The sequence below is a fragment of the Terrabacter carboxydivorans genome (assembly GCF_039532035.1).
Classification (GTDB): domain Bacteria; phylum Actinomycetota; class Actinomycetes; order Actinomycetales; family Dermatophilaceae; genus Terrabacter; species Terrabacter carboxydivorans.
The window spans coordinates 1-22,519 of sequence record NZ_BAAARE010000007.1 but is presented as its reverse complement, the minus strand read 5'-3'; the positions used below and the strand labels follow the sequence as shown (position 1 = coordinate 22,519).

Sequence of the window (22,519 nt, the reverse complement as noted above, 5' to 3'; positions counted from 1 at the left end):
TCGTCGCCCGGAGCCCTCCGAACGTCACGTCAACGGTAGGGCAGATCGAGGTGCTCGGCTCGACGAACGGGTCAGAACTGGACAAGGTGGTGTCAAGGATTCGTCGGCAACGCGTCAGGAGGGGGCAGCCGTGGCCGGAACGGTGGTCGAAACGTCCCGATCCGGGGCTTTCGTCCGCTACTGGCTCGCCGACGGCGTCTCCAACCTCGGGACCTTCGTCTCGACCCTCGCCCTTCAGCTGCTCCTCATCGAGACCCTCCACGCCGACCAGACCGCGCTCGGTGTGGTGCGGGCCGCGCAGTGGCTGCCCTACCTGCTCTTCGGCATGCTCGCCGGAGTCGTCGTGGACCGGGTGCGCCGCCGGCCGCTCCTCGTCGCCGCCGACCTGCTGTGCGCCGCCCTGCTGGGTGCCGTCGGCCTGCTCGCGCTGACCGGTCACCTGACGGTGCCGCTCCTCGCCGTCCTCGTCTTCTGCACCGGCTCGGCGTCGATGTTCTTCACCGCCGCACACCTCTCACTGCTGCCGACGATCGTCCCGAGCGCCGGGCTCGCCTCGGCGAACGCCCGTCTGTCGCAGACCTACTCGGCGACCCAGTCGCTCGGACCACTCGTGGGTGGCGCCCTCGTGCGCCTGCTGTCGGCGCCCGTGGCCGTGCTCGTCGACGCCGTCTCGTATGCCGTGTCGGCCCTGCTGCTCGCGACCGTGCGCGTCGAGGAGCCGCGTCACGAACCGACCGCCGAGCGGCACCTCTGGACCGAGCTGCGCGAGGGAGCCGCCTGGGTCTACGGCCACGTGACGCTCCGCCCCTACGCCGTGGCTCTGCACCTGTGGTTCTTCTCCAACGCCATGGTGACGACTGTGCTCGTCTACTTCGCGACGACCGAGCTGCACCTCGACGCGCTGGCGGTGGGGCTCGTCCTCGCGGCGACCGGTGTGACGGGCGTCCTCGGCGCCGGTCTGGCCCCGCACCTCGCCCGACGGTTCGGCACGGGCCGGGTGGTCACGACGATGGGGTGGCTGAGCCCGGCGGCATACGCGCTCCTGCTGCTCGCGCAGCCGGGTCCGTATGCCGTCGTGTGGCCGCTCGTGGCCAACGCGCTCTTCGGGCTCGCCATGGGCCTCAAGGGGCCGCTCGACATGAGCTATCGCAACCTCGTGACGCCCGACCGGCTGCGGGGGCGCATGAACGCGACGATCCGGTCGTTCAACTGGGGCTCGATCGCGGTGGCGGCCCCGCTCGGTGGCGTGGTGGCGGCCACGTGGGGCAACCGGTTCGCCATCGCGGCAGGGGTTCTCGGGCTCGTGGTGTCGGCGGTCGTGCTGTGGTGCTCGCCCTACCGTCACGTCACGGTCGAGGGCGAGCACCCGGCCGGCAGGCTCAGTCCCGAGCCGTGAGAGCCTGCTTCCACGACAGGCGGCCGCGGTTCTGCAGGAGCGACCTGCGGTAGATCCGCTCGCTGACGACGATGGTCACGGCAGAGAACGCGGCCATGATCAGGAGCGCGAGCACGGGCTCCCACCAGGCGGCGTCCCCGGCGAGCAGGCGTCCCGGCATCGACACGACCGACGCGATCGGCACGAAGGAGGCCACCTCGAGGGCGCGCCCGGTCAGCCCGAAGCTCGCGACGTAGACGGCCATGATGATCATCGTCATCGGCGCAGTCGTCGACTGCAGGTCCTCGGTGCGCGAGGCGAGCGCGCCAGCGACGGCATAGAGGCACGCGAGGGCGAAGAAGCCGACGGCGAAGAAGAGCACGAACCACACCACCGCCGTCGACAGGGTCGGCAGCAGCGTCGAGGCCTCGGTGAACGACACGGCCACGAGACCCACCGCGGCGAATAGCACCACCTGCCCCAGCGCGATGACGGAGTTGCCGACGATCTTGCCGGCGAGCAGCTGCCGCAGGGGGATCGCTGTCGCCAGGATCTCGACGAGACGTGACTGCTTCTCCTCGACCACGCTCGCCGCGATCTGCTGGCCGAACATCATCGCCGCCATGAAGAAGAGCAGGGCGAAGGCGAACGTCGCGCCCTTGACGAGGCCGCTGTTGCCGATCTGGCCGTCGAAGCGCGTCGTCGTCAGAGTCGTGCCCTGTTGCAGGGACTGGACGGTGGTGCCGGCCGCCGCAGCGTTGCGTTCGAGGGCACTGTCGCGCAGGGCGGTCTCGACGGCGGTGCGCAGCGCGAGGTCGGCGTCGTCGGCGGACGTCAGGGTCCATCCCGAACCGGTCTGGTGCAGCCACGCGTCGGCGCTGCCTCCGTCGACCAGCGACCTCGCTGCCGGCTCACCCGTCACGGGCGTCGCCACGACGGTCACCTTGTCGTCGGCCCGGTGGGCGGACGTCGCGGCGCGCTCGACGAGCTGGCGTCCCTCGGTCCCGGTCACGGCCACGGTGTAGGTCGTCGTCCTGCTGCCCTGCCACACGGAGAAGGCGCCGAAGCCGGCGATGAAGACCAGGGTGATGAGGGTCGAGACGAGGAAGGCGCGGTTGGTCAGGCGCACGACGATCTCGCGCGCGGCCACGACGGCCCAGACGCGCCCACCGCCGGCGGTGTCGGCGGTGGCGTCCGCCGTGGTGGCGTGAGGGGCGCCCGTGCCGGGCTGACGGTCGAGGGGTCGCTGGTCGGTGGTGGTCATGCCGTCACCTCGCGGTAGATCTGGGCCAGGCTCGGCCGCCGGGGGGAGAACTCGTGGACCGTGCCGCGGCGCAGGGCCTCCTCGAGCAGGCGCCGCTCGGCGCCGTCCTCGACGACCTCGAGCAGCGCCGTCGTGCCGTCGACGTCGACGGCGTGGATCCCGGGGACACCACGCACCCAGCCGGCGTCGCCGGACAGGACGAGACGGTGGCGCGCGACGGAGTGGGAGCGCAGCTCCTCAGGCGTGCCGGACGCGACGACGCGGCCGCGGGCCAGCACGACGAGTCGCTCGCAGAGTCGCTCCACGAGGTCGAGCTGGTGGGAGGAGAAGAGCACCGGGACGCCGCGTGAGGTGTGCTCGCGCAGCAGGTCGGCCATGCTGTCGACCGCTGCCGGGTCGAGACCGCTGAACGGCTCGTCCAGCACGAGGGCGCGCGGGCTGCCCATCAGCGCCGCCACGATCTGCACGCGCTGCTGGTTGCCGAGGGAGAGCTTCTCGACGTGGTCCTTGGCGCGGTCGGCCAGGCCGAGCCGCTCGAGGTGGCTCGTCACCGAGGCCCTGGCGGCCGTTGCCCCGAGCCCGCGGAGCCGGCCGAGGTAGACGAGCTGGTCGAGCACCGGCTGCTTGGGATAGAGGCCACGCTCCTCGGGCATGTAGCCGAAGGAACGACGGTCGAGCTGGGTGATCGGCCTGCCGTCCCAGAGCACCTCGCCGCCGGTGGGGGACAGGACCCCCATGAGCATGCGCATCGTCGTCGTCTTGCCGGCGCCGTTGCCGCCGACGAATCCCGTCAGCAGGCCGGCCGTCACGGTGAGGCTGACGTCGTCGACGGCGCGGATCTCGCCGAAGGTCCGTGACAGGTGCCGCAGCTCGATGTCGGCCGTGGCGCGCGGCCCGGCCGCCATCCCTGCCGTCGCGCCGGCCGTCGTGCTGCCTGCCGGCCCGGCGCCTGGCCTCGTCGGTGGTTCGGTCGTTCGGTCCCCGAGGGTGCTCATGGCCCCAACGCTAGGCGTGGGAGGACCCGGCCGGATCAGCCGCGCGGTGGATCTGTGGCATCCCCCGGCAGGATGAGTCCCGCCTCGTAGGCGAGGACCACGGCCTGGACCCGGTCGCGCAGGTGCAGCTTGGCGAAGACGTTGGACAGGTGCGTCTTGACGGTGGCCTCTCCGAGGAAGAGCCGCGAGGCCACCTCGGCGTTGGACAGGCCGCGGCCCACCAGGACCAGGACCTCGAGCTCGCGCGGCGTCAGGTCGTCGACGCGTGGGTCGCGGCGGCCCTCCGACGAGGCGCCCGGTGTCGGCGCCGCCGGGCCTGCCATCTGCTCGATGACCCGCCGGGTGACCTCCGGGGCGAGCAGCGCATGGCCGCCGGCCACGGCCCGCACCGCCTCCACGAGGTGCTCGGCGTCGGAGTTCTTGAGCAGGAAGCCGCTGGCCCCGGCGCCGAGGCCGGCGAAGACGTAGTCGTCGCGGTCGAAGGTGGTGAGGATGACGACCTTCGAGCCGCCCTCGGCCACGATCCGGCGAGTGGCCTCGATGCCGTCCATGACCGGCATCTGCACGTCCATGAGCACGACGTCGGGACTCAGCTCCCGGGCGAGGTGCACGGCCTCGGCCCCGTCGCTGGCCTCGCCGACGACCTCGAGGTCGTCCTCGACGGACAGGATCAGCGAGAAGCCGGAGCGCACGAGCCGGTGGTCGTCGACGAGGAGCACGCGGGTGGGTGCCGTCACGACGCGTCCTCGGGCAACGGCATACGCACCCGGACGCGGTAGCCGCCCGTGACGCGTGGGCCGATCTCGCTCACGCCCCCGTGGGTCGAGAGGCGCTCGCGCACGCCGAGCAGGCCGAGCCCGGTCCCGGACGTGCCCGAGCGCGGGCGGCCGCTGTCGAGCACCTCGACCTCGGCGTAGCCGTGGGCGAACCCGTGCTCGGGGCGCTGGTCGACCCGGACGAAGACGGTGGCGGAGGACGCCGTGGAGTGGCGGCGCACGTTGGCGAGGGCCTCCTGGGCCGTGCGGTAGAGCGAGAGGCCCACGGGCGCCGGGACGCTGGCGATGGCTCCCGGTGGGTCCTCGACGACGTGGCAGTCGACCTCGAGGCCGTGGGACGCCGCCTCACGCGCGAGGTCCGGCACGTCGGTGAGCAGGGGCTCCGGTGCTCGGGTGTGCTCGGGCGACCGCGCGTCGTCGGAGGCGCCGTCCGCGTCGTCGGCGCGCAGGGTGCCGAGCAGTCCTCGCATCTGCGCGACCGCATCGCGCGAGGACGTCTCGACCGAACGCAGAGCTCCCTCCGCCGCGTCGGCGTCGCGGCGCAGCACCCGCCGTGCCGCGGCGGCCTGGATGCCGATGACCGAGATGTGGTGCGCGACGACGTCGTGCAGCTCCCGGGCGATCCGCAGCCGCTCCTCGACGACGGCCTGGCGGCGCAGCCCGGCGGCCTGCGACTCGATGGTGCGGGCCTGGTCGACCACGCGTTCGCGCCGCAGCGCCGAGCGCCACGCCGCCTGCCCGCCGACGATGGCGCCGCCGAAGTAGAAGGCGTTGATGAGCAGGCTGTAGACGACGTAGGCGGTGGCCGGCCCGAACAGACCCTGCCGCTCGGGCATCCGGCCGTTGTGGCTGAGGGCCTGCTCGATCCCGGAGCCGACGGCGAACTGCCAGGTGAGCCAGCCGAACATCAGCAGGACGATCCCGACGACGACGCCGATCATGAGGCGCCGGTCGCGCGCCCAGGCGACCCCGGTGAAGATCGCGACGAAGTAGACGGCCTGCATCGGCACCGACGCCGCGACGCCCGGCATGACGATGCCGACCGCGAAGAAGTGCACCGACAGCCCGGCGGCCACGACGAGCGGCCAGCGTCGCCGCCACACGAGCGGCACCGTGCCCGAGACGACGACGAGGTGCGGCCACACCCACGAGTGCTGGAACGAGCCGAGGGCGTCGACGCTGCGCAGCAGCTCCACCCCGAGCGCGCCGGTGACGAGGAAGGCGAGCGCGAGCCACGTGTCGACCCGTCGCGCTCGGGCGGGGTCGGGCGGGACGCGCTCCCACTCGGTGTCGACGCCGAAGTACGCCTGCACCCGCGCCACGAGGGCAGTCCACCGGCCGTCCATGGGCCACAGCCTAGGCATGGCGGCCGTCGTCCCGGCTCCCCCTCGAGGGGGAGCCGGCGCCGGCGGTACCGTCGCCGCATGGGTGTCACCTCCTCCGTCCTCGACGTCACGACGATGCGCTCGCGTCTCGACCGGCTGCGGAGGCACGCGTCGGACGCCGGCGTCGCGGCGACCGTCGTCTCCCCGGGCTCGGACCTGCGCTACCTCACCGGGATCGCCGGGTCGTCCTTCGAGCGGCTCACGGCGCTCGTCGTGCCGAGCGACCCCGCAGTGCCGCCGGTCTTCGTCTCGCCCGCGCTGGAGTACGCCGGGCTGGGGCACGTGCCGCTCGCCGACCTCGGGGTCGAGGTGCGCACGTGGGTCGACGGCGAGGACCCCTACGCGCTGGCGCTCGGCGGCGTGCCCGGTGGTCGCGTCGCCGTGTCCGACATGACGCCGGCGCTGCACCTGCTGCGGCTGCGCGACGCCGGAGCCTCCGACCAGCAGCTGGCGGGACCTGTGCTGCGTGAGCTGCGGATGCGCAAGGACGCGGTCGAGCTCGCCGAGCTGCGGGCGGCGGGAGCGGCGATCGACCGGGTGCACGCCAGGGTCGGGGAGTGGCTGCGCGTGGGCCGCACCGAGGCGGAGGTGGCGGCTGACATCGCGGCCGCGATCTTCGAGGAGGGCCACGCCGCAGCGGAGTTCGTCATCGTCGGCTCAGGACCCAACGGGGCCAGCCCGCACCACTCCGTCAGCGACCGCGTCATCGAGCAGGGCGACGTCGTCGTCGACATCGGCGGCCCGCTGCCGTCGGGCTACAACTCGGACAGCACGAGGACGTATGCCGTGGGCGCCCCTCGCGAGCCCGACGTGGCCACCGCCTACGCCGCGTTGCAGGCGGCGCAGCAGGCGTCCGTCGAGTCCGTGCGGCCCGGCGTCACGTGCCAGGACGTCGACCGCGCCGGACGGGACGTGCTCGCCGAGGCGGGCCTGGCCGAGCACTTCATCCACCGCACCGGCCACGGGATCGGGCTCGACGTCCACGAGGAGCCCTACGTCATCGCCGGCAACGACCTGCCGCTGGAGCCCGGTATGACCTTCAGCATCGAGCCCGGCGTCTACCTCGCCGGCCGCTGGGGCGCCCGCATCGAGGACATCGTCGCCGTGACGGACGACGGCGTCGAGCGCCTCAACACCCGCCCCACCGACCTCGTCGTCCTCTGACCGGACGGGCCCCACGCCCTTCCCCCACTCGTCGAGTGGCCCCGTCGTCACACGGGTCCGCGTCAGGAGTCGAAGCCGACGCCCATCCGGTCGAGCGTGCGCAGCCACACGTTCCGCCTGCCGGTGCGGTCCTCGGCCGCGAGCGAGGACCGCGTGGCCCGCACGGCGGCATACCTGATCGGCTCCGGCGGGAAGGGGACCGGCTTGCGGCGCACCATCCCCAGCCGGGTCCGCTCGGTGTCCCTGCCGTCGACGAGGTCGAGGGCGACGGCCGCGCCGAAGCGGGTCGAGGCGACGCCCAGCCCGGTGTAGCCCACGGCATACGCCATGCGGCCGCCGAGGGCGGTGCCGAAGACCGGCGTGAAGCGTGAGGTCGTGTCGATGACGCCGGCCCAGCGGTGCGTGAAGCGGATGCCGTCGAGCTGCGGGAAGATGTCGACGAAGTGGTCGGCGAGCAGGCCGTGCGACGCGTCGCTCTGCTCGAGCGCCTGGTCGATGCGCCCGGGGAAGTGGTAGTTGGCGTCATAGCCGCCGAAGAGCACCCGGTCGTCGAGCGTCCTTCGGTAGTAGTGGAACTGGTTGCCGGCATCGGTCACCCCCTCGCGGCCCTTCCACCCGATCGCGTCGAGCTGGGCCGGCGACAGCGGCTCGGTCATGAGGACGTGGTCGTAGACCGGGAGCACCCAGGCGCTGAACCGCTTGAGCACGCCCTGGGAGGCGTTCGTGCCGAGGACGACGCGTCGCGCGTGGATCGAGCCGGCGTCGAGACTCACCCTGACGCCGACGCCCTCGGTGTCGAATCCCGTTGCGCGAGTGTGCTCGTGGAGGCGCACGCCCAGGGACTCGGCGGCCCGGGCCAGGCCCCACACGAGGCGTGCGGGGTCGAGGAGCGCGACGTCCGGGTCGTACATCCCGGCGAGGTAGCGCGGCGAGTCCACCCGAGCCCGTGCCTGAGCGGCGTCGAGCAGCTCGACGGGCAGGCCGTGGCTGCGGTGCAGCTCGAACGACTCACGGACAGAAGGGATCTGGTGCTCGGTCAGGGCAAGCGTCAACTCGCCCGGCACGTGGTGGTCGGCGTCGATGCCGTATTCCGTCAGCGTCCTCTCGATGCCGGCGACGTTCTCCGCCGCGAGCCTTTCGAGCGTCTCCACCTCGTCGGGCCAGCAGCCCACACCCTGGGCGAGCCCGTGGGTCAGCGAGGGCGCCATGAAGCCGCCGTTGCGCCCGGAGGCACCGTCGGCCAGGCGCCCGGCCTCGATGACGACGACGTCGCGGGCGGGGTCGGCCTCCTTGGCCTGGATCGCGGCCCACAGGCCGGTGAACCCACCGCCCACCACGAGCAGATCGGTCCGGGGAGCGGCGCCGGTCAAGGGCGCGCGCGGCTCGGGCCGCTCGGGACGGTCGGTCCAGAACGGCACGGGGCGCGCGTCGGCGAGGGCGGCAGCGGCGCGGGGCGAGAGCGGGGAAACAGGCATGACGTGACGGATTCGACCATGCTTGGCTGTCGCCTGTGAACCCTTCTTCGTTCCAGCACGATGGTTACGCCCCGCTCGGCCCGGCCGAGCTGCTGCGCGTCTTCCACGACGAGACCCGGGCACCGATCCGGGTGGGCACGCCGCAGCGACCCATCGAGGTCGACGGGCTCGTCCGGCGCGAGTACGAGATCGACGGTGGCCACTGGAACATGGTCGAGAGCCCGGACGGCCTGGGTCCCGACCCGGACGAGTGGGACGCCGTCATCGCGCGACAGCGAGACTTCTTCGCCGGTCTCGGCCTCCGCGTCGAGTGGAAGACCTACGACTACGACGAGCCCGCCGACCTCGGTGAGCGCCTCGTGCGGGCCGGGTTCGTCAAGGAGGACGACGAGGCACTGATCCTCGGCGAGGCCGCACCGCTCGCCGCCCAGGAGATCGCCCTCCCGGAGGGTGTCGTCGTGCGCGCCGCCGACTCCGAGGCCGACTTCGCGCGGATGGCCACCCTCCTCGAGACCGTCTGGGCCGAGCCCCAGCCGTGGGTCCTCGACTCGCTGCTGCCGCGCTGGCAGGCCGAGCCGGGCGCGATGGACGTCGTCGTCGTCGAGGAGTCCCGCGAGGGGTCGGTGCTGTGCGCGGCCCGTGCCGAGTACGACGACAGCGGCTTCACCGGGCTCTGGGGCGGATCGACCCTGCCCGAGTGGCGCGGCCGCGGCCTCTACCGCGCGACCCTGCTCCACCGGGCCCGCCTCGGCCTCGAGCGCGGCAAGGACTACGTCCGCGTCGACGCCTCGCCCGACTCCGAGCCGATCCTGCGTCGCCTGGGCCTGCACCGGGTCGCGACGACGACGCCCTACGTGTTCGACCCCGCGGCCTGAGCCCCTGTCAGACTCCAGGGGTGAGGACGGCGACGCAGCGGACCGTGGGGCCTCGGTCGAAGCGACCGACGCGGGCGCGCGTCCTCGTGGCGGCCCTCGCCCCGGCGGTCATGGCGGTGGTGGCGGCCTCGGTGCTCGGCGCGTGCACGTCGGCGGCCAGTGACGCCCTGAGTGCAGGGACGGCATCCGCGTCACCGATCCCCGGATCAGGTCAGGGCTCGGCCGGCGGCTCGACCGGAGGCCCGGCGCAGGGCCCGCTGCCCCTCCCACCGGCGGGTTCGGACGGGACGGCCGTCCAGCCCCAGCCGGTGATGACCCCAGTCGACACGCCGCGCTGCACGACGACCCGCCCAGTCACGGGCAAGGGCCGAGTGCCCCTCGACGCCGTCTTCCCCGGCGCCGAGACGAGCGCGACGTCGGACCCGAAGGAGACCGTGCCCGGTCCCGACGCGGCGGACCGGACCCGCTGCCCCGGTCAGCTGCCGTCCGGACCGCACTGCGACGGCCTCGTGCCGTGGACCGACCTGCTCCCGGACGCGTTCGTCCCGGCGAGCGGGGCGCGCCGCCTCGTCGGTGGCTACCTCCTGACCATGCCGAAGCAGGCCGGCAACCAGGCCCCGCCCGAGAGCTCCGCCGGGACGAAGGTCGTCACCTTCACCCTGGTCGACCTTGCGGCGGGCGACCCCGGCGGACTCGTCGACTACCTCGACGTCGCGTTCAGGGCCTGCGCGAGGGCCACGCCGAGCACGGTGGCCGGCGTCGGCGCCCTCGTCGGGACGGTGCGCTCGGAGTACGGCGCGGGATCGGCCGAGGTCGTCCTGCTGCGCCGCGGCACCCACCTCGTGTGGGCCGCGCTGGACGGGAGCGGTTGGGAGCCGGGGGAGCAGCAGCGGGCGCTCGCCGTGCTCGTCGCGCGCCTGCTCTGAGCGGGCGCTCACCGATGGGTGGGCACCCGTGGGCACCGGACGGCATACGTGGCAGGATTTCCGACGGACCTTGAAAGCCGCACACGAGACTGCAGGAGTAGCAATGCCCATCGCCACCCCCGAGGTGTATGCCGACATGCTCGACCGCGCGAAGGCCGGCTCCTTCGCGTACCCCGCCATCAACGTCTCGAGCTCGCAGACGCTGAACGCCGCGCTCAAGGGCTTCGCCGACGCCGGCTCCGACGGCATCATCCAGGTCTCGACCGGCGGCGCGGACTACCTCTCCGGCCCGAGCATCAAGAACATGGTGAGCGGCTCGCTCGCCTTCGCGGCCTACGCGCACGAGGTGGCCAAGAACTACCCCGTCAACATCGCGCTGCACACCGACCACTGCCCCAAGGACAAGCTCGACTCCTTCGTGCGCCCGCTCCTCGCGGCGTCGACCGAGCGCGTCCAGGCCGGCGGCACGCCGTGGTTCCAGTCGCACATGTGGGACGGCTCGGCCGTGCCGCTCGACGAGAACCTGTCGATCGCGCAGGAGCTGCTCGCCCTCGCCAAGGCCGCCAATGTCATCCTCGAGATCGAGGTCGGCGTCGTCGGCGGCGAGGAGGACGGCGTCGAGGGCGCCATCGACGAGAAGCTCTACTCCACCCCGGAGGATGCCATCGCCACGATCAAGGCGCTCGGCGCCGGCGAGAACGGCCGCTACCTGACGGCCCTGACCTTCGGCAACGTCCACGGCGTCTACAAGCCGGGCAACGTCAAGCTGCGCCCGGAGATCCTCCTGCAGGCCCAGCAGGCCGCCGCCCAGGAGCTCGGCCTGACGGACGACGCGCGCCCGTTCGACCTCGTCTTCCACGGCGGCTCCGGCTCGCTGCCCGAGGAGATCTCGGCGGCCGTCGACAACGGCGTCATCAAGATGAACGTCGACACCGACACGCAGTACGCCTTCACCCGCAAGATCGCCGACTGGATGATCTCCGGCTACGCCGGCGTGCTCAAGATCGACGGCGAGGTCGGCAACAAGAAGCAGTACGACCCGCGCGCGTGGGGCAAGGCGGCCGAGGAGGCCATGGCCGTGCGCGTCGTCGAGGCCTGCACCGCGCTGCGCTCGGCGGGCACGCACCAGTGAGCGACAACCTGCTCGGCATCCCCGAGACGCGCCTCGCCGTCGACCCGGCCGCCGAGAAGCTCGACGCCGGCGTCGACCCGGTCCAGGTGGCGGCCGCCTACCCCGCGAGCTCGCTCGCGTGGGCGGTCCTCGCCGAGGACGCGCTCGCCGACGGTGACCGCGACGTCGAGGCCTACGCGTACGCCCGTACGGGCTACCACCGCGCGCTCGACAGCCTGCGCAAGTCCGGCTGGCGCGGGCAGGGCCCGGTGCCGTGGTCGCACGAGCCCAACCGCGGGTTCCTCCGGGCGCTCGCGGCGCTGGCCCGCGCGGCCCGCGCCATCGGCGAGAGCGACGAGGAGGCCCGCTGCACGCAGTTCCTCCGCGACAGCTCGGCCGAGGGCGCCCGCGAGCTCGGTCTCTGAGTGCCCGCACGACCGCATGACGCTCTTCTGCTCCGACGTCGACGGCACCCTGCTCGACCACCGACGCACCCTCTCCGACCGCACCGTCGCCGCCATCCGGGCGGTGCGGTCGGCGGGGCACACGTTCGTGCTCTGCAGCTCGCGCATGCCGGCCTCCCTGGAGGGACTCGAGCGGCTGTGCGGCGTCGAGCCGACCCCGCTCATCGCGTACAACGGCGGGCTCGTCCTGCGCGCCGACCGCACCGTCGTGACCGACGTGCCCATCACGCCGGGCGATGCCCGGGAGGCGTATGCCGTGTGCTCGCGTCTCGGCCTGCACGCGAGCTTCTTCGCCGGTGACGACTGGTACGCCTGGGGCCCCGACGAGTGGACCGAGCGCGAGGCGACGATCACCGCCGTCGACCCGAGCGAGGCGTCCGCGCACGACTACGTCGCGAGCGGGCGCGTCGACACGCGGCCGCCGCACAAGGTCATGGCGATGGGCGACCCGGCGCTCGTCGACGAGCTCGAGGCGGCACTCGCCGGCCGGGCGGGGCTCGTGAGCTACCGGTCCAAGGACACCTACCTCGAGATCGCCAACGCGGCGTGCTCCAAGGGCGACGGCCTGCGGGCCCTCGCCGACGAGCTCGGCATCGACGTCGCTGACACGGTCTTCTTCGGCGACAACCACAACGACGTCTCGGCGTTCGAGGTGGCCGGCACGGCCGTGGCCGTGTCCAACGCGGTCGAGCCGGCGCTCGACGCCGCGCACGTCGTGACCGGCCACCACCGCGAGGACGGCGTGGCCGAGTACCTCGAGGACTGGCTCACCACCCACTGACCCCGCCGGCCCCGCGTCCACCCGGTCCGCCCAGGCGTGTCGGCACCCGCGACTCTGTTTCGGTCCCATGACCTGTCGGGGACTCGGAGCCATATCGGCGGACCGAACCGTCGTCCCCACCCCGCGTCGTCCTTCGGCCGCTGTCCACAACCATCCGCCGGCTGCTGGCGGCTGCCGCCGTCGGCGGCGACCGTCGGTCCATGCAGCTCTCGCTCATCGCCCAGGACGACGTCTTCTCCCCCGCGCGGGCGCTCGCCGTCGGCATCGACCGTCCCGAGCTCCGCCGGCTGTCGCGGGAGAGCCGGGTCCACCACCTCCACCACGGCTGGTTCGCCACCCGGGTGCCGGTTGACGACCGGGACCGGCACCGTCTGCGGCTCGCCGCCCTCCTCCAGCAGTATGCCGAGCGCGCGGTCGCGAGCGACGCCTCCGCGCTGCTGCTCCTCGACCTGCCCACCTACGAGCCCGACTGGACGGTCGCGCACCTGCTGCGCACCCGCCCGACCGCCGCTCGCCGAGCCAAGGCTCACCGCAAGCCGGACCTGGTCGTGCGGCCGGCCCTCGACCACGCGCAGGCGCCGCGCCTGCCGGTGACCGGGCGCATGGTGCATCCCGCTGTCGCCGTTGCCCTCGCCGGCCTCACTGACCCGTGCGCCTTCCTCGTTCCGGCGGATGCCGCACTGCGGGCCGGTCGTGTGACGCCCGCCGACCTCGGTCTCGCGGTGGAGGTGATCGGTCGGCGCCCCGGCATCGAGCGCGTCCGCGCTGCCCTGCCGCGCTGCGACGCACGCCACGAGAGTCCGGGAGAGACCCTCACCTCGTGGGTGCTGCACCACCTTGGGTACCGGACGGTCCCGCAGTTCGCCGTCCCGGGCACCGAGGCCTTCACCCCCGGTGGCCTGGGCTACCGTGCCGACCTCGGCATCGTGGGCACGCGGGTCCTCGTGGAGTTCGATGGACGCTCCAAGTACGCCTCGGCCCAGGACCTGTGGGACGAGAAGCGGCGCGAGGACCGGATCCGCTCGCTGGGGTGGGAGGTCGTGCGCGTGACCTGGGCCGACCTGCAGCATCCCGAGCGGGTTCGGAGGCTCGTCGAGACGGCCGTGCGGCGCGCCGCCGCGTCGCGCCTCGCGCGGAGGCACGCCGGTTGATCTGTGTTCGGTCCCGCGACATGTCGCCGGACCGAACAGCAGCCGACGTGCCGAGAACAGCTCCCGCTCCAGGACCTCGCCGGCGGGCGGCGTCCGGGGCACCGGTCTCGAACCGATAACCTTGCGGTTGGCTTTGACCACAACCGGAAGGCAGACCGATGCCGGCAATCGTGCTCGTCGGAGCGCAGTGGGGCGACGAGGGCAAGGGCAAGGCGACCGACCTGCTCGGCAGCAGCGTCGACTACGTCGTCAAGTTCAACGGCGGCAACAACGCCGGCCACACCGTCGTCATCGAGAAGGACGGCAAGCGCGAGAAGTACGCGCTGCACCTGCTGCCCTCCGGCATCCTCAGCCCCAACTGCGTGCCGGTCATCGGCAACGGCGTCGTCATCGACCTGTCGGTGCTCTTCGAGGAGCTCGACGGCCTCGAGGCCCGCGGCGTCGACACGGGCAAGCTGCTCGTCAGCGCCAACGCGCACGTCATCCCGAGCTACAACCGCACCATCGACAAGGTGACCGAGCGCTTCCTCGGCAAGCGCCGCATCGGCACGACCGGCCGCGGCATCGGCCCGACCTACGCCGACAAGATGAACCGCGTCGGCATCCGCATCCAGGACCTCTACGACGAGGGCATCCTGCGCCAGAAGGTCGAGGCCGCACTCGAGCTGAAGAACCAGCTGCTCGCCAAGATCTACAACACCCGCGGCGCCGAGGTCGACGAGGTCGTGGAGGAGCTGCTGGCGTATGCCGCCCGCCTCGCTCCCATGGTCGCTGACACGAGCCTCGTGCTGAGCCAGGCGCTCGACCGGGGCGAGACGGTGCTCTTCGAGGCCGGGCAGGCGACCCTGCTCGACGTCGACCACGGCACCTACCCCTACGTCACGTCGAGCAATGCCGTCTCCGCCGGCGCCTGCACCGGCTCGGGTGTGCCGCCCACCCGCATCGACTCGGTCATCGCGATCCTCAAGGCCTACACGACCCGTGTCGGCGAGGGCCCGTTCCCGACCGAGCTGCACGACGACAAGGGCGAGTTCCTCCGCAAGACGGGCGCCGAGTACGGCACGACCACCGGCCGTCCGCGCCGGTGCGGCTGGATGGACACGGTCGTCGGCCGCTACGCCACGCGCATCAACGGCGTCACCGACTTCGTCATCACCAAGCTCGACGTCCTCACCGGCCTCGACAAGGTGCCGGTCTGCGTCGCCTACGACGTGGGCGGCGTGCGCCACGACGAGATGCCGGTCAACCAGACCGACTTCCACCACGCGACCCCGATCTACGAGGAGCTCGACGGCTGGTGGGAGGACATCACCGCCTGCCGCACCTTCGAGGAGCTGCCGGCCAACGCCCAGGCCTACGTCCTGCGCGTCGAGGAGCTCATCGGTGCGCGCGTCTCCGCGATCGGCGTCGGCCCGGGCCGTGACGAGATCATCGAGCGCTTCCCGCTCAAGCCGGCCGTCGCGGGCTGACGCGTCCACGCGTCAACCGAGCACACGGCATACGAAAGCGTCTGGAACTGAAGGAAACCCATGACTGAAGAGGTCACCCCGCTCGACTGGGTCACGCGTCTGGCTGACGACGTGATCGCCGAGGCGCAGCAGCGCAATCCCGGCGAGACGATCGTCTGCGCGTCGGGCATCAGCCCCTCGGGCCCGATCCACCTGGGCAACTTCCGCGAGCTCATCACGCCGCACCTGGTCGCCGACGAGATCAAGCGCCGCGGCATCGACTGCGAGCACATCCTCAGCTGGGACGACTTCGACCGCTTCCGTCGCGTGCCGAAGAACCTTGCGGGAGTGGACGACTCGTGGGAGCAGTACATCGGTATGCCGCTGACCGCGGTGCCGCCGCCCGCCGGCTCGCCACACGCGAGCTGGGCCGACCACTTCAAGGCGCCGCTCATCGAGGCGATGGAGGCCACCGGCATCGAGGTGCACCAGATCAGCCAGACCGAGCAGTACCGCGCCGGCGTCTACCGCGACCAGGTGCTGCTCGCGATGCGTGAGCGCACCGCCATCGACAAGGTGCTCGACCAGTACCGCACGCTCGAGGCCGTCGAGGCCGCGCGCCAGAAGTCGAGCGGCAAGGGCAAGGGCGGCCAGCAGCAGCAGAAGGCGCCGAAGCTCACCGAGGAGCAGGCCGCCGCGGCCACCGAGGCCGAGCGCGGCTCGGGCGCGGCGAGCGAGGACGACGGCAGCGAGGGCAAGGCCGGCTACTACCCGTTCAAGCCGTTCTGCTCCTCGTGCGGCACCGACTTCACGACCGTCACGGCCTACGACGACGACAGCCACGAGCTGACCTACGACTGCACGAAGTGCGGCCACCACGAGACCGTCGACCTCGACACCTTCACCAACGGCAAGCTCGTGTGGAAGGTGGACTGGCCGATGCGCTGGGGCCACGAGCACGTCATGTTCGAGCCGTCCGGCGTCGACCACCAGAGCCCCGGGAGCAGCTTCGTCGTCGGCAAGGACCTCGCCCCGATCTTCGGCTGGGAGCGCCCGGTCGGCCCGATGTACGCCTTCGTCGGCATCGCCGGCATGGCCAAGATGAGCTCGAGCAAGGGTGGCGTGCCGATCCCGACCGACGCGCTCGAGGTCATGGAGGCGCCGGTGCTGCGCTGGCTCTATGCCCGCCGCCGGCCCAACCAGAGCTTCGACGTCGCCTTCGGCCCCGAGCTGCAGCGTCTCTACGACGAGTGGGATGCGCTGGGCCGCAAGGTTGCCGACGGTTCGGCCCAGGCCGGCGACCTCGCCGCGCACCTGCGCGCCACGTCGACGGCGGCCGGTCCGCTGCCGACCACTCCGCGCCCGATGCCGTTCCGCACCATCGCGTCGGTCATCGACGTGACGCAGGGCGACGAGGAGCAGGCCGTCCGCATCCTCAGCGAGCTCGAGCCCGACAACCCCGTCGCCTCGACCGACGACCTGCGCCCGCGCCTGGACTGCGCCGAGCGCTGGATGCTCGGCTACGTGCCGGCCGAGGACCGCACCGTGGTGCGCGCCGAGCCCGACGCGCAGCTGCTCGCGAGCCTCGACGACGAGCAGCGCGAGGCTCTGCGCCTGCTCGCCGACGGGCTCGAGCGGCACTGGTCGCTCGACGGGCTGACCCACCTGGTCTACGGCGTGCCCAAGGTGCAGCGCGGCATCGACCCCGAGGCCAAGGTCAAGGACCCCGAGCTCTCGGCGGCCCAGCGCGCCTTCTTCGTGCTCGTCTACCGCCTGCTCGTCGGCAAGGACACGGGGCCGCGTCTGCCCACCCTGCTCCTCGCCGTCGGCGCCGACCGCGTGCGCACCCTCGTCGGCCACTGAGCCCTCCGCCCGGCCGAGTCCGTCGGGCCGCCTAGCGAACGAGAGAGCCCACCCGACCGCCTGGTCGGGTGGGCTCTCTCGTTGGACGAGGCTCGGGGTCAGTTGACGTTGACGGCGGACCAGGCGGCCGCGGTCGCGGCGTACTGCGTGCTCGTCGCGCCGTAGAGGTCCTTGGCGGCCGAGAGCATGCCGGCGCGAGCACCCGCGTAGTTCGTCGACGAGGTCCAGTACGTCGTCAGGGCGCGGTACCAGATCGCGGCGGCCGCGTCGTGGCCGATGCCGGCGACCGTGGAGCCGTTGCACGTCGGGCTGTTGTAGGAGTAGCCGTTGAGCGACTTGGCCCCGCTGCCCTCGGACAGCAGGTAGAAGGCGTGGTTGCCGACGCCCGAGGAGTAGTGCACGTCGAGGCTGCCGACGGTCTTGCTCCAGCAGTCGGCGGACGCGCCGTCGGTGCTCGGCTTGTCCATCCAGCGCAGCGGCTTCTGCGGCGTCTTCAGCGAGAAGCGCTCGCCGATGAGGTAGTCACCCGGGTCGCCGGCCGTGTTGGCCGTGAACTCGACCATGGTGCCCATGACGTCGGACGTGGACTCGTTGAGGCCACCGGACTCGCGGCGGTAGGCGAGGCCGGCCGTGGCCGACGTGACGCCGTGGGTCATCTCGTGCCCGGCCACGTCGAGCGAGACGAGCGGGCCGTAGCTGACGCCGTCACCGTCGCCGTAGCGCATGCAGAAGCACGTGTCGCTCCACGAGGCGTTGACCCAGTTGGTGCCGACGTGGACGAGGCTGCGGGCGCCCTTGCCGTCGTTCTTGATGCCATTGCGTCCGAAGGTGTTCTTGTAGAAGTCCCACGTCGCGCCCACGCCGAAGTCCGCGTCGACGGCGGCCGACTGGCGGTTGCTCGTGGTCCCGCTGCCCCAGACGTTGTCGGCGTCGGTGAAGAGCGTGCCGGTCGTGGAGGACGTCGAGCCGTTGTTGCCGTCCTCGGTGCGGGCGTTGCCGCGGGTCGCGTCGATCATCTGCCACTGGCCCGCTGAGGCCGTCGTCTGGACCGTCACGGTACCGAGGTACAGGCTGTTGCCCGTGCCGGCGTCGTTGATCTCCGTGGCCCACTGGTCGACGACCGCACCGGAGCGGGCGTCGACGAAGACGGCCGTGCCGGCGGGTTCGCCGTGGGCTCCGACGCCGTCGACCTGGGTCTTCCAGACGAGGCGGGCCGGGGTGCTCATCGCGTAGACCGCGAGGGTGGGCTTGCTGGTGCTCACGGTGTAGTCGACGGCGCGGGCTGCGGTCGCAGCTGCGGTCGCAGCGGCAACGGTGGGGGTCGTCGAACCGACACGAACCGAGTTGGACGCGGCGTTGACGCCCTTCCAGCCACCGGCGGCGTCGGTGTGCACGACGAGGTCACCGCCGACGACGGGCAGGCCCTTGAACGTGCGGTCGAACCGGACGTGGGTCGTGCCGTCCTTGTCGGTGGCGACGCTGCGGCTCGAGAGGCCCTGGTCACCGTCGAGCCCGAAGGATGAGCCATGGGCGCGTGCGGCTGCGACGGCTGCGGTGGCACGGTCGCTTCCGGCTCCCGAGGTGGACGGGGCTGCCTGCGCGCCGCTCGTGGCGATGGTTGCAAGCGCGGTGGCGGCGATCGCGGCGGTGGCGACCGTCGTCGTGACGAATCTCTTCTTCAAGGCGTTCTCCTGGCTACCGAGGTGCCCCCGAGGGCGGTCGGACGACCTGTCGTCACCTTGGTGGGTCGGGTGCCTGCGCGCCAGCGGTTGCCGAGAATGTTGGCCGTCGCTTGAACAACATTTTAAGAATCGTCCAAGGTTGCACACCGACTTCTCCCAGCAAGATCGGTATCGGCGCCCACCGGAACGATCTCGACCAGCCCTGAGGCCTGCGCCGCTCGCGCCGCTCGGCGCGGGGATCGACCCGTGGTGCCGACACGCAGCCCGGACACGCAGCCCGGACACGCAGCCCGGACACGCCGACCGGACACGCGGCTCGGACACGGAGCCCGGGCAGCCCTCGGACACGGCCCGGACATGGGACGGGCGAGGGGCGAGATGCAGGGGGGTTGCATCTCGTCCCTCGCCCGGAGCGAGCTCCACATTGGGGGGCGGGACCTCGCGGACGCCAAGGGTCTCAGGGGGGAGGAGACGGCGGGGAGGGTGGTGTCGCGCTCCTTGACGTTGAGGCAATCATCCCCCCGCATCGGGGGCGAGTCGATGATTCGGTTAATCCTTGAACAAGTCTTTACCTTGCCGAAATCAGGCCTACCAGACGAACTCGCGCTCCTCGTCGTGCGGGTGCAGGACGAGGAGCGCGAACCGTGCGGCTCAGGACAGGACGGTCATGCGGTGCGCCGCGCGCGTCAGGGCGACGTAGAGCACGCGCACGCCACCGGGCGACTCGCGGGTGATCTCTTCGGGGTCCACGACGACGGTCGCGTCGTACTCGAGGCCCTTCGTCGACATCGGGTCGATGACCTGGACACGCCCGTCGCCGAGCTCGGCGACGGGGGAGAGCCGGTCCGCGTGGGTCGACGGGGTGATGACGGCGATGGCTCCCTCGACCTGCGAGAGCAGCGACTCGACCGCCTCGTGGACCGAGGCGAGCACGTCGCGCCCGAGCGGTCCTTCGACCGGCTCGATGCCCGTCTCGCGCACCGCCTGCGGGATGTCGGCGTCGGGCACCTGGCGGCGCACGACCTCGGCGGCGTAGTCGAAGATCTCGCGGGCGTTGCGGTAGTTGGTGTCCATGTGGAACTGCTGGCGCGCCTGGGAGCCGAAGGCCTCCTCGCGAGCGGCCGTCGCCTCGGCGGCATCGGGCCACGACGCCTGGGCCGCGTCACCGACGACGGTCCACGACGCATACCTCCCGCGGCGGCCGATCATGCGCCACTGCATGGGGGAGAGGTCCTGGGCCTCGTCGACGAGGACGTGGGCGTACTCGTCGGGCTTGCCGATGCGACCGGCGAGCAGCTTCTCCCGCGGGTCGGTGAGCACGATCGGGGCGCCGGTGTCGCGGGCGGCGCTGACGACGGGCTGCACCTCGGTGACGCCGTACTGGCTGAGGTCCTCGAGCTCCTCGATCTCGTAGAAGCCGCGCTCCTCCTTGGGTGCCTCCTGCACGGGTCCGACCCGAGCCGAGATGTCGTCGATGAGCGCGACGTCGGCCACGGACCAGGTGCCCGTCTCGACGGCGAGCCGGAACGAGGCCGCGAGGGGCTCGACCTCGTCGTCACGCAGGGTGCCGCGGGAGTGGCGGCGCACGAGGTCGGGGTCGCCGAGCCAGAGCAGCACCTCGCGCGGGTCGACCTGGGGCCACCAGACCTGCATGAAGGCCTCGACGTCGAGGTGGTCCTCCCACTTGTCGAGGAACTCCTCCTTGGCCTCGCGGTCACCGGTGATCCCGAGCGAGCTCCAGGCGACCTCGCCGAGGGCGTCCTGCGCGGCCGACGTGGCCGTGTTGCGCTGGTGCTGGCGCAGCACCTGGGAGCGCACCCGGTCGAGGTCGCGGGCCTCGAGGCGGACCGGGCGACCGGCCACCATGGCGCGGAACTCGGTCGGGGTGCCGGGCACCCGGCCTCGGGCTGCGGCGCCGAGCAGCGTGCGGATGCGCGTCGAGCCCTTGGTGCGGGCGACGGCGGGAGGGTCGAGCCGCTCGGTGTGCACGACGTCGAGGACGTCGCCGAGGGCTCGCAGGATGACGCTCTCCTCGCCGAGCGAGGGCAGCACCCGCTCGATGTATGCCGTGTAGGCACCCGAGGGGCCGACGACGAGGATGCCGCCCGACTCGAAGCGACGCCGGTCGGAGTAGAGCAGGTAGGCGGCGCGGTGCAGGGCGACGACGGTCTTGCCCGTGCCGGGTCCGCCCGTGATCTCGGTGATGCCGCGGGCGCTGGCCCGGATCGCCTCGTCCTGGTGGGCCTGGATCGTGGCGACGATGTCGCGCATGCGTCCGCCGCGGCTGCGGGTCAGGGCCGCCATGAGGGCGCCGTCGCCGACGACGACGAGGTCGTCGGGGGCCTCGGGCACCATGAGGTCGTCCTCGATGCCGATGACGGTGGTGCCGCGGCTGCGCAGGACCCGGCGGCGCAGGACGCCCATGGGCTGCGTCGGCGTCGCGCGGTAGAACGCGGAGGCGGCCGGCGCGCGCCAGTCGATGACGAGCGGCTCGTAGTCGTCGTCGCGGACGCCGAGCCGCCCGATGTAGCGGACCTCGCGGTCGCCGCCGGACGACCCGTCGGCCGGCCGGTGCCCGTTGCCGCTCGCGGACTCGGCCCGCAGCATCGCGTGGTCGATGTCGAGGCGGCCGAAGACGAGGCCTTCGTACTGCGTGTCGAGGGCGGTGCGCCGCTTGGCGGCGTGGAACATCAGGGCGTCGCGCTCGAAGAGGGCCGCGCCCTCGGCGTCGCCGACCTCGACCTGACGGCCGAACTGGCTCCGGGCCAGGCCCTCGGCCTGCACGCTGTCGGCGCGCACACCGGCCTTCTCCAGCTCCTCGTGGACACGGTCGACGTGCGCCTGCTCGACGGCGATCTCGCGGGCCAGCTCGTCGGGGATGCTCTTGGTCGACACCGGCGAGACGCCGCGGGAACCGGGCGCGCTGCTCCGCTGTGACGATGCGTTCGAAGTGCTCACTGACATCCAAGGACTCTGAGGGACGCCTCGGGCGGCGCGGGAACCATCAAGTCTACTGTCACTTCATGCTCCCCGAGGCCTGTGTCCCCCCGACCGGCGCGCCGCTCGTCGGCCGCTTCGTCCGGCTCGACGTGACGACGGCCGCCGACGCCGCCGGACTCTTCGACGTCTACGCCGACGAGCGCTGCTACGAGCAGGGGTTCCTCATGATGCGACCCCACCGGACCGTGGCTGACACCGAGGCGCTCGTCGAGGCGGCGGTCGCGGCCCGCGCTCCCGACGGGACGGGCCGGACGGCATACACGATCAGGCTCGTCGCCGACGGCGACCTCGGGCCCGCGGGGACGGTCGTCGGGTCGAGCTCGCTCGGCGACGTCGACACCGTGCGGCAGCACGTGCACCTGGGGTGGACGATGTACGGCTCGCGCTGGTGGGGCACGCAGGTCAACCCGGAGGCCAAGTTCCTGCTGCTCGCCCACGCGTTCGAGACGTGCGGCTTCGGCCGGGTGAAGATCCAGACCGACGTCGTCAACGCCCGGTCGCGCGCGGCGATCCTCAAGCTGGGCGCGACCTTCGAGGGGGTCACGCGGCGCGACGTGCGTCGGGCCGACGGCAGCTGGCGCGACACGGCCGTGCACTCGATCCTCGTCGACGAGTGGCCCACGGTCCGGGCGGCCCTGCTGGCACGCCTCGACGCCCCCTAGGTGTACTCGGTCAGCAGGTTGGTGACAGGAGGCTGGACGGCGGGAGCCCGTCGAGGGCGGTGTGGCGTCGTCGAGTGTTGTAGTGCTCCAGCCATGGCGCAAGAGCTGCGGTTCGTTCGTCA

19 protein-coding genes are annotated in these 22,519 nt (G+C 72.2%); 11 read left to right on the top strand and 8 right to left on the bottom strand.

Annotation, left to right across the window (positions count from 1 at the left end):
- The first annotated feature begins 130 nt into the window (after positions 1 to 130).
- A complete protein-coding gene (locus tag ABD297_RS08755; protein ID WP_344254494.1) occupies positions 131 to 1,396 on the top strand; it encodes an MFS transporter in 1,266 nt (421 codons plus the stop codon).
- On the opposite strand, the gene ABD297_RS08750 is transcribed toward ABD297_RS08755, so the two are convergent.
- From ABD297_RS08750 to ABD297_RS08735, 4 genes are all read right to left on the bottom strand, one after another.
- Positions 1,380 to 2,639 carry an ABC transporter permease gene (locus tag ABD297_RS08750; protein ID WP_344254493.1) on the bottom strand — a complete coding sequence of 420 codons (1,260 nt, stop codon included), beginning with the start codon at positions 2,637 to 2,639 and terminating at the stop codon, positions 1,380 to 1,382. The genes ABD297_RS08755 and ABD297_RS08750 overlap by 17 nt on opposite strands.
- A complete protein-coding gene (locus ABD297_RS08745; protein WP_344254715.1) occupies positions 2,636 to 3,544 on the bottom strand; it encodes an ABC transporter ATP-binding protein in 909 nt (302 codons plus the stop codon). The genes ABD297_RS08750 and ABD297_RS08745 overlap by 4 nt, the downstream gene beginning before the upstream one ends.
- 125 nt (positions 3,545 to 3,669) lie before the next feature.
- On the bottom strand, positions 3,670 to 4,371 hold the full coding sequence (locus ABD297_RS08740) for a response regulator (RefSeq protein WP_344254492.1): 702 nt from the start codon (positions 4,369 to 4,371) through the stop codon (positions 3,670 to 3,672).
- Positions 4,368 to 5,756 (bottom strand): sensor histidine kinase, encoded by a 1,389-nt coding sequence (locus ABD297_RS08735; protein ID WP_344254490.1) that lies wholly within the window; start codon positions 5,754 to 5,756, stop codon positions 4,368 to 4,370. Before ABD297_RS08735 ends, ABD297_RS08740 begins: the two co-directional genes overlap by 4 nt.
- 78 nt (positions 5,757 to 5,834) lie before the next feature.
- Here ABD297_RS08735 and ABD297_RS08730 point away from each other — a divergent pair, with 78 nt between their 5' ends.
- Positions 5,835 to 6,959 carry a M24 family metallopeptidase gene (locus tag ABD297_RS08730; RefSeq protein WP_344254489.1) on the top strand — a complete coding sequence of 375 codons (1,125 nt, stop codon included), beginning with the start codon at positions 5,835 to 5,837 and terminating at the stop codon, positions 6,957 to 6,959.
- A gap of 62 nt (positions 6,960 to 7,021) precedes the next feature.
- Here the strand turns inward: ABD297_RS08730 and ABD297_RS08725 are convergent, their stop codons facing one another.
- Positions 7,022 to 8,434 carry an NAD(P)/FAD-dependent oxidoreductase gene (locus ABD297_RS08725; RefSeq protein ID WP_344254487.1) on the bottom strand — a complete coding sequence of 471 codons (1,413 nt, stop codon included), beginning with the start codon at positions 8,432 to 8,434 and terminating at the stop codon, positions 7,022 to 7,024.
- Between the two features lie 35 nt (positions 8,435 to 8,469).
- On the opposite strand from ABD297_RS08725, the gene ABD297_RS08720 reads away from it, so the two are divergent.
- The 8 genes from ABD297_RS08720 to lysS all read left to right on the top strand — a co-directional run bounded on the left by ABD297_RS08720 (position 8,470) and on the right by lysS (position 17,053).
- A complete protein-coding gene (locus ABD297_RS08720) occupies positions 8,470 to 9,309 on the top strand; it encodes a GNAT family N-acetyltransferase (protein WP_344254486.1) in 840 nt (279 codons plus the stop codon).
- Positions 9,310 to 9,329: 20 nt separating this feature from the next.
- A complete protein-coding gene (locus ABD297_RS08715; protein ID WP_344254485.1) occupies positions 9,330 to 10,235 on the top strand; it encodes a hypothetical protein in 906 nt (301 codons plus the stop codon).
- Between the two features lie 103 nt (positions 10,236 to 10,338).
- Positions 10,339 to 11,367 (top strand): class II fructose-bisphosphate aldolase, encoded by a 1,029-nt coding sequence (gene fbaA / locus ABD297_RS08710; RefSeq protein WP_344254484.1) that lies wholly within the window; start codon positions 10,339 to 10,341, stop codon positions 11,365 to 11,367.
- Entirely contained in the window at positions 11,364 to 11,771 is a 408-nt protein-coding gene (locus ABD297_RS08705) for a DUF3151 domain-containing protein (RefSeq protein WP_030199148.1), read from the top strand. The genes fbaA and ABD297_RS08705 overlap by 4 nt, the downstream gene beginning before the upstream one ends.
- 16 nt (positions 11,772 to 11,787) lie before the next feature.
- Positions 11,788 to 12,591, top strand: a complete 804-nt coding sequence (locus tag ABD297_RS08700; protein WP_344254483.1) for a Cof-type HAD-IIB family hydrolase — start codon at positions 11,788 to 11,790, stop codon at positions 12,589 to 12,591.
- 200 nt (positions 12,592 to 12,791) lie between these two features.
- Positions 12,792 to 13,742: a hypothetical protein gene (locus tag ABD297_RS08695; protein WP_344254482.1), complete on the top strand. Its 951-nt coding sequence runs from the start codon at positions 12,792 to 12,794 to the stop codon at positions 13,740 to 13,742.
- 158 nt (positions 13,743 to 13,900) lie between these two features.
- Positions 13,901 to 15,211 (top strand): adenylosuccinate synthase, encoded by a 1,311-nt coding sequence (locus tag ABD297_RS08690; RefSeq protein WP_344254481.1) that lies wholly within the window; start codon positions 13,901 to 13,903, stop codon positions 15,209 to 15,211.
- A gap of 60 nt (positions 15,212 to 15,271) precedes the next feature.
- On the top strand, positions 15,272 to 17,053 hold the full coding sequence (gene lysS / locus ABD297_RS08685) for a lysine--tRNA ligase (RefSeq protein WP_344254480.1): 1,782 nt from the start codon (positions 15,272 to 15,274) through the stop codon (positions 17,051 to 17,053).
- A gap of 98 nt (positions 17,054 to 17,151) precedes the next feature.
- Here lysS and ABD297_RS08680 read toward each other — a convergent pair whose 3' ends face one another.
- Together ABD297_RS08680 and ABD297_RS08675 are read right to left on the bottom strand one after the other, a co-directional pair.
- Positions 17,152 to 18,735, bottom strand: a complete 1,584-nt coding sequence (locus ABD297_RS08680; protein ID WP_344254479.1) for a M4 family metallopeptidase — start codon at positions 18,733 to 18,735, stop codon at positions 17,152 to 17,154.
- Between the two features lie 651 nt (positions 18,736 to 19,386).
- Positions 19,387 to 21,699, bottom strand: coding sequence for a HelD family protein (locus ABD297_RS08675; RefSeq protein WP_344254478.1), 2,313 nt, complete (start codon positions 21,697 to 21,699; stop codon positions 19,387 to 19,389).
- A 59-nt stretch (positions 21,700 to 21,758) separates the two neighbouring features.
- On the opposite strand from ABD297_RS08675, the gene ABD297_RS08670 reads away from it, so the two are divergent.
- Entirely contained in the window at positions 21,759 to 22,397 is a 639-nt protein-coding gene (locus tag ABD297_RS08670) for a GNAT family N-acetyltransferase (protein ID WP_344254477.1), read from the top strand.
- A 10-nt stretch (positions 22,398 to 22,407) separates the two neighbouring features.
- Here the strand turns inward: ABD297_RS08670 and ABD297_RS08665 are convergent.
- Positions 22,408 to 22,519, bottom strand: a 112-nt coding sequence (locus ABD297_RS08665) for an integrase core domain-containing protein (RefSeq protein ID WP_344254714.1), incomplete at its 5' end; no start/stop codon positions are given.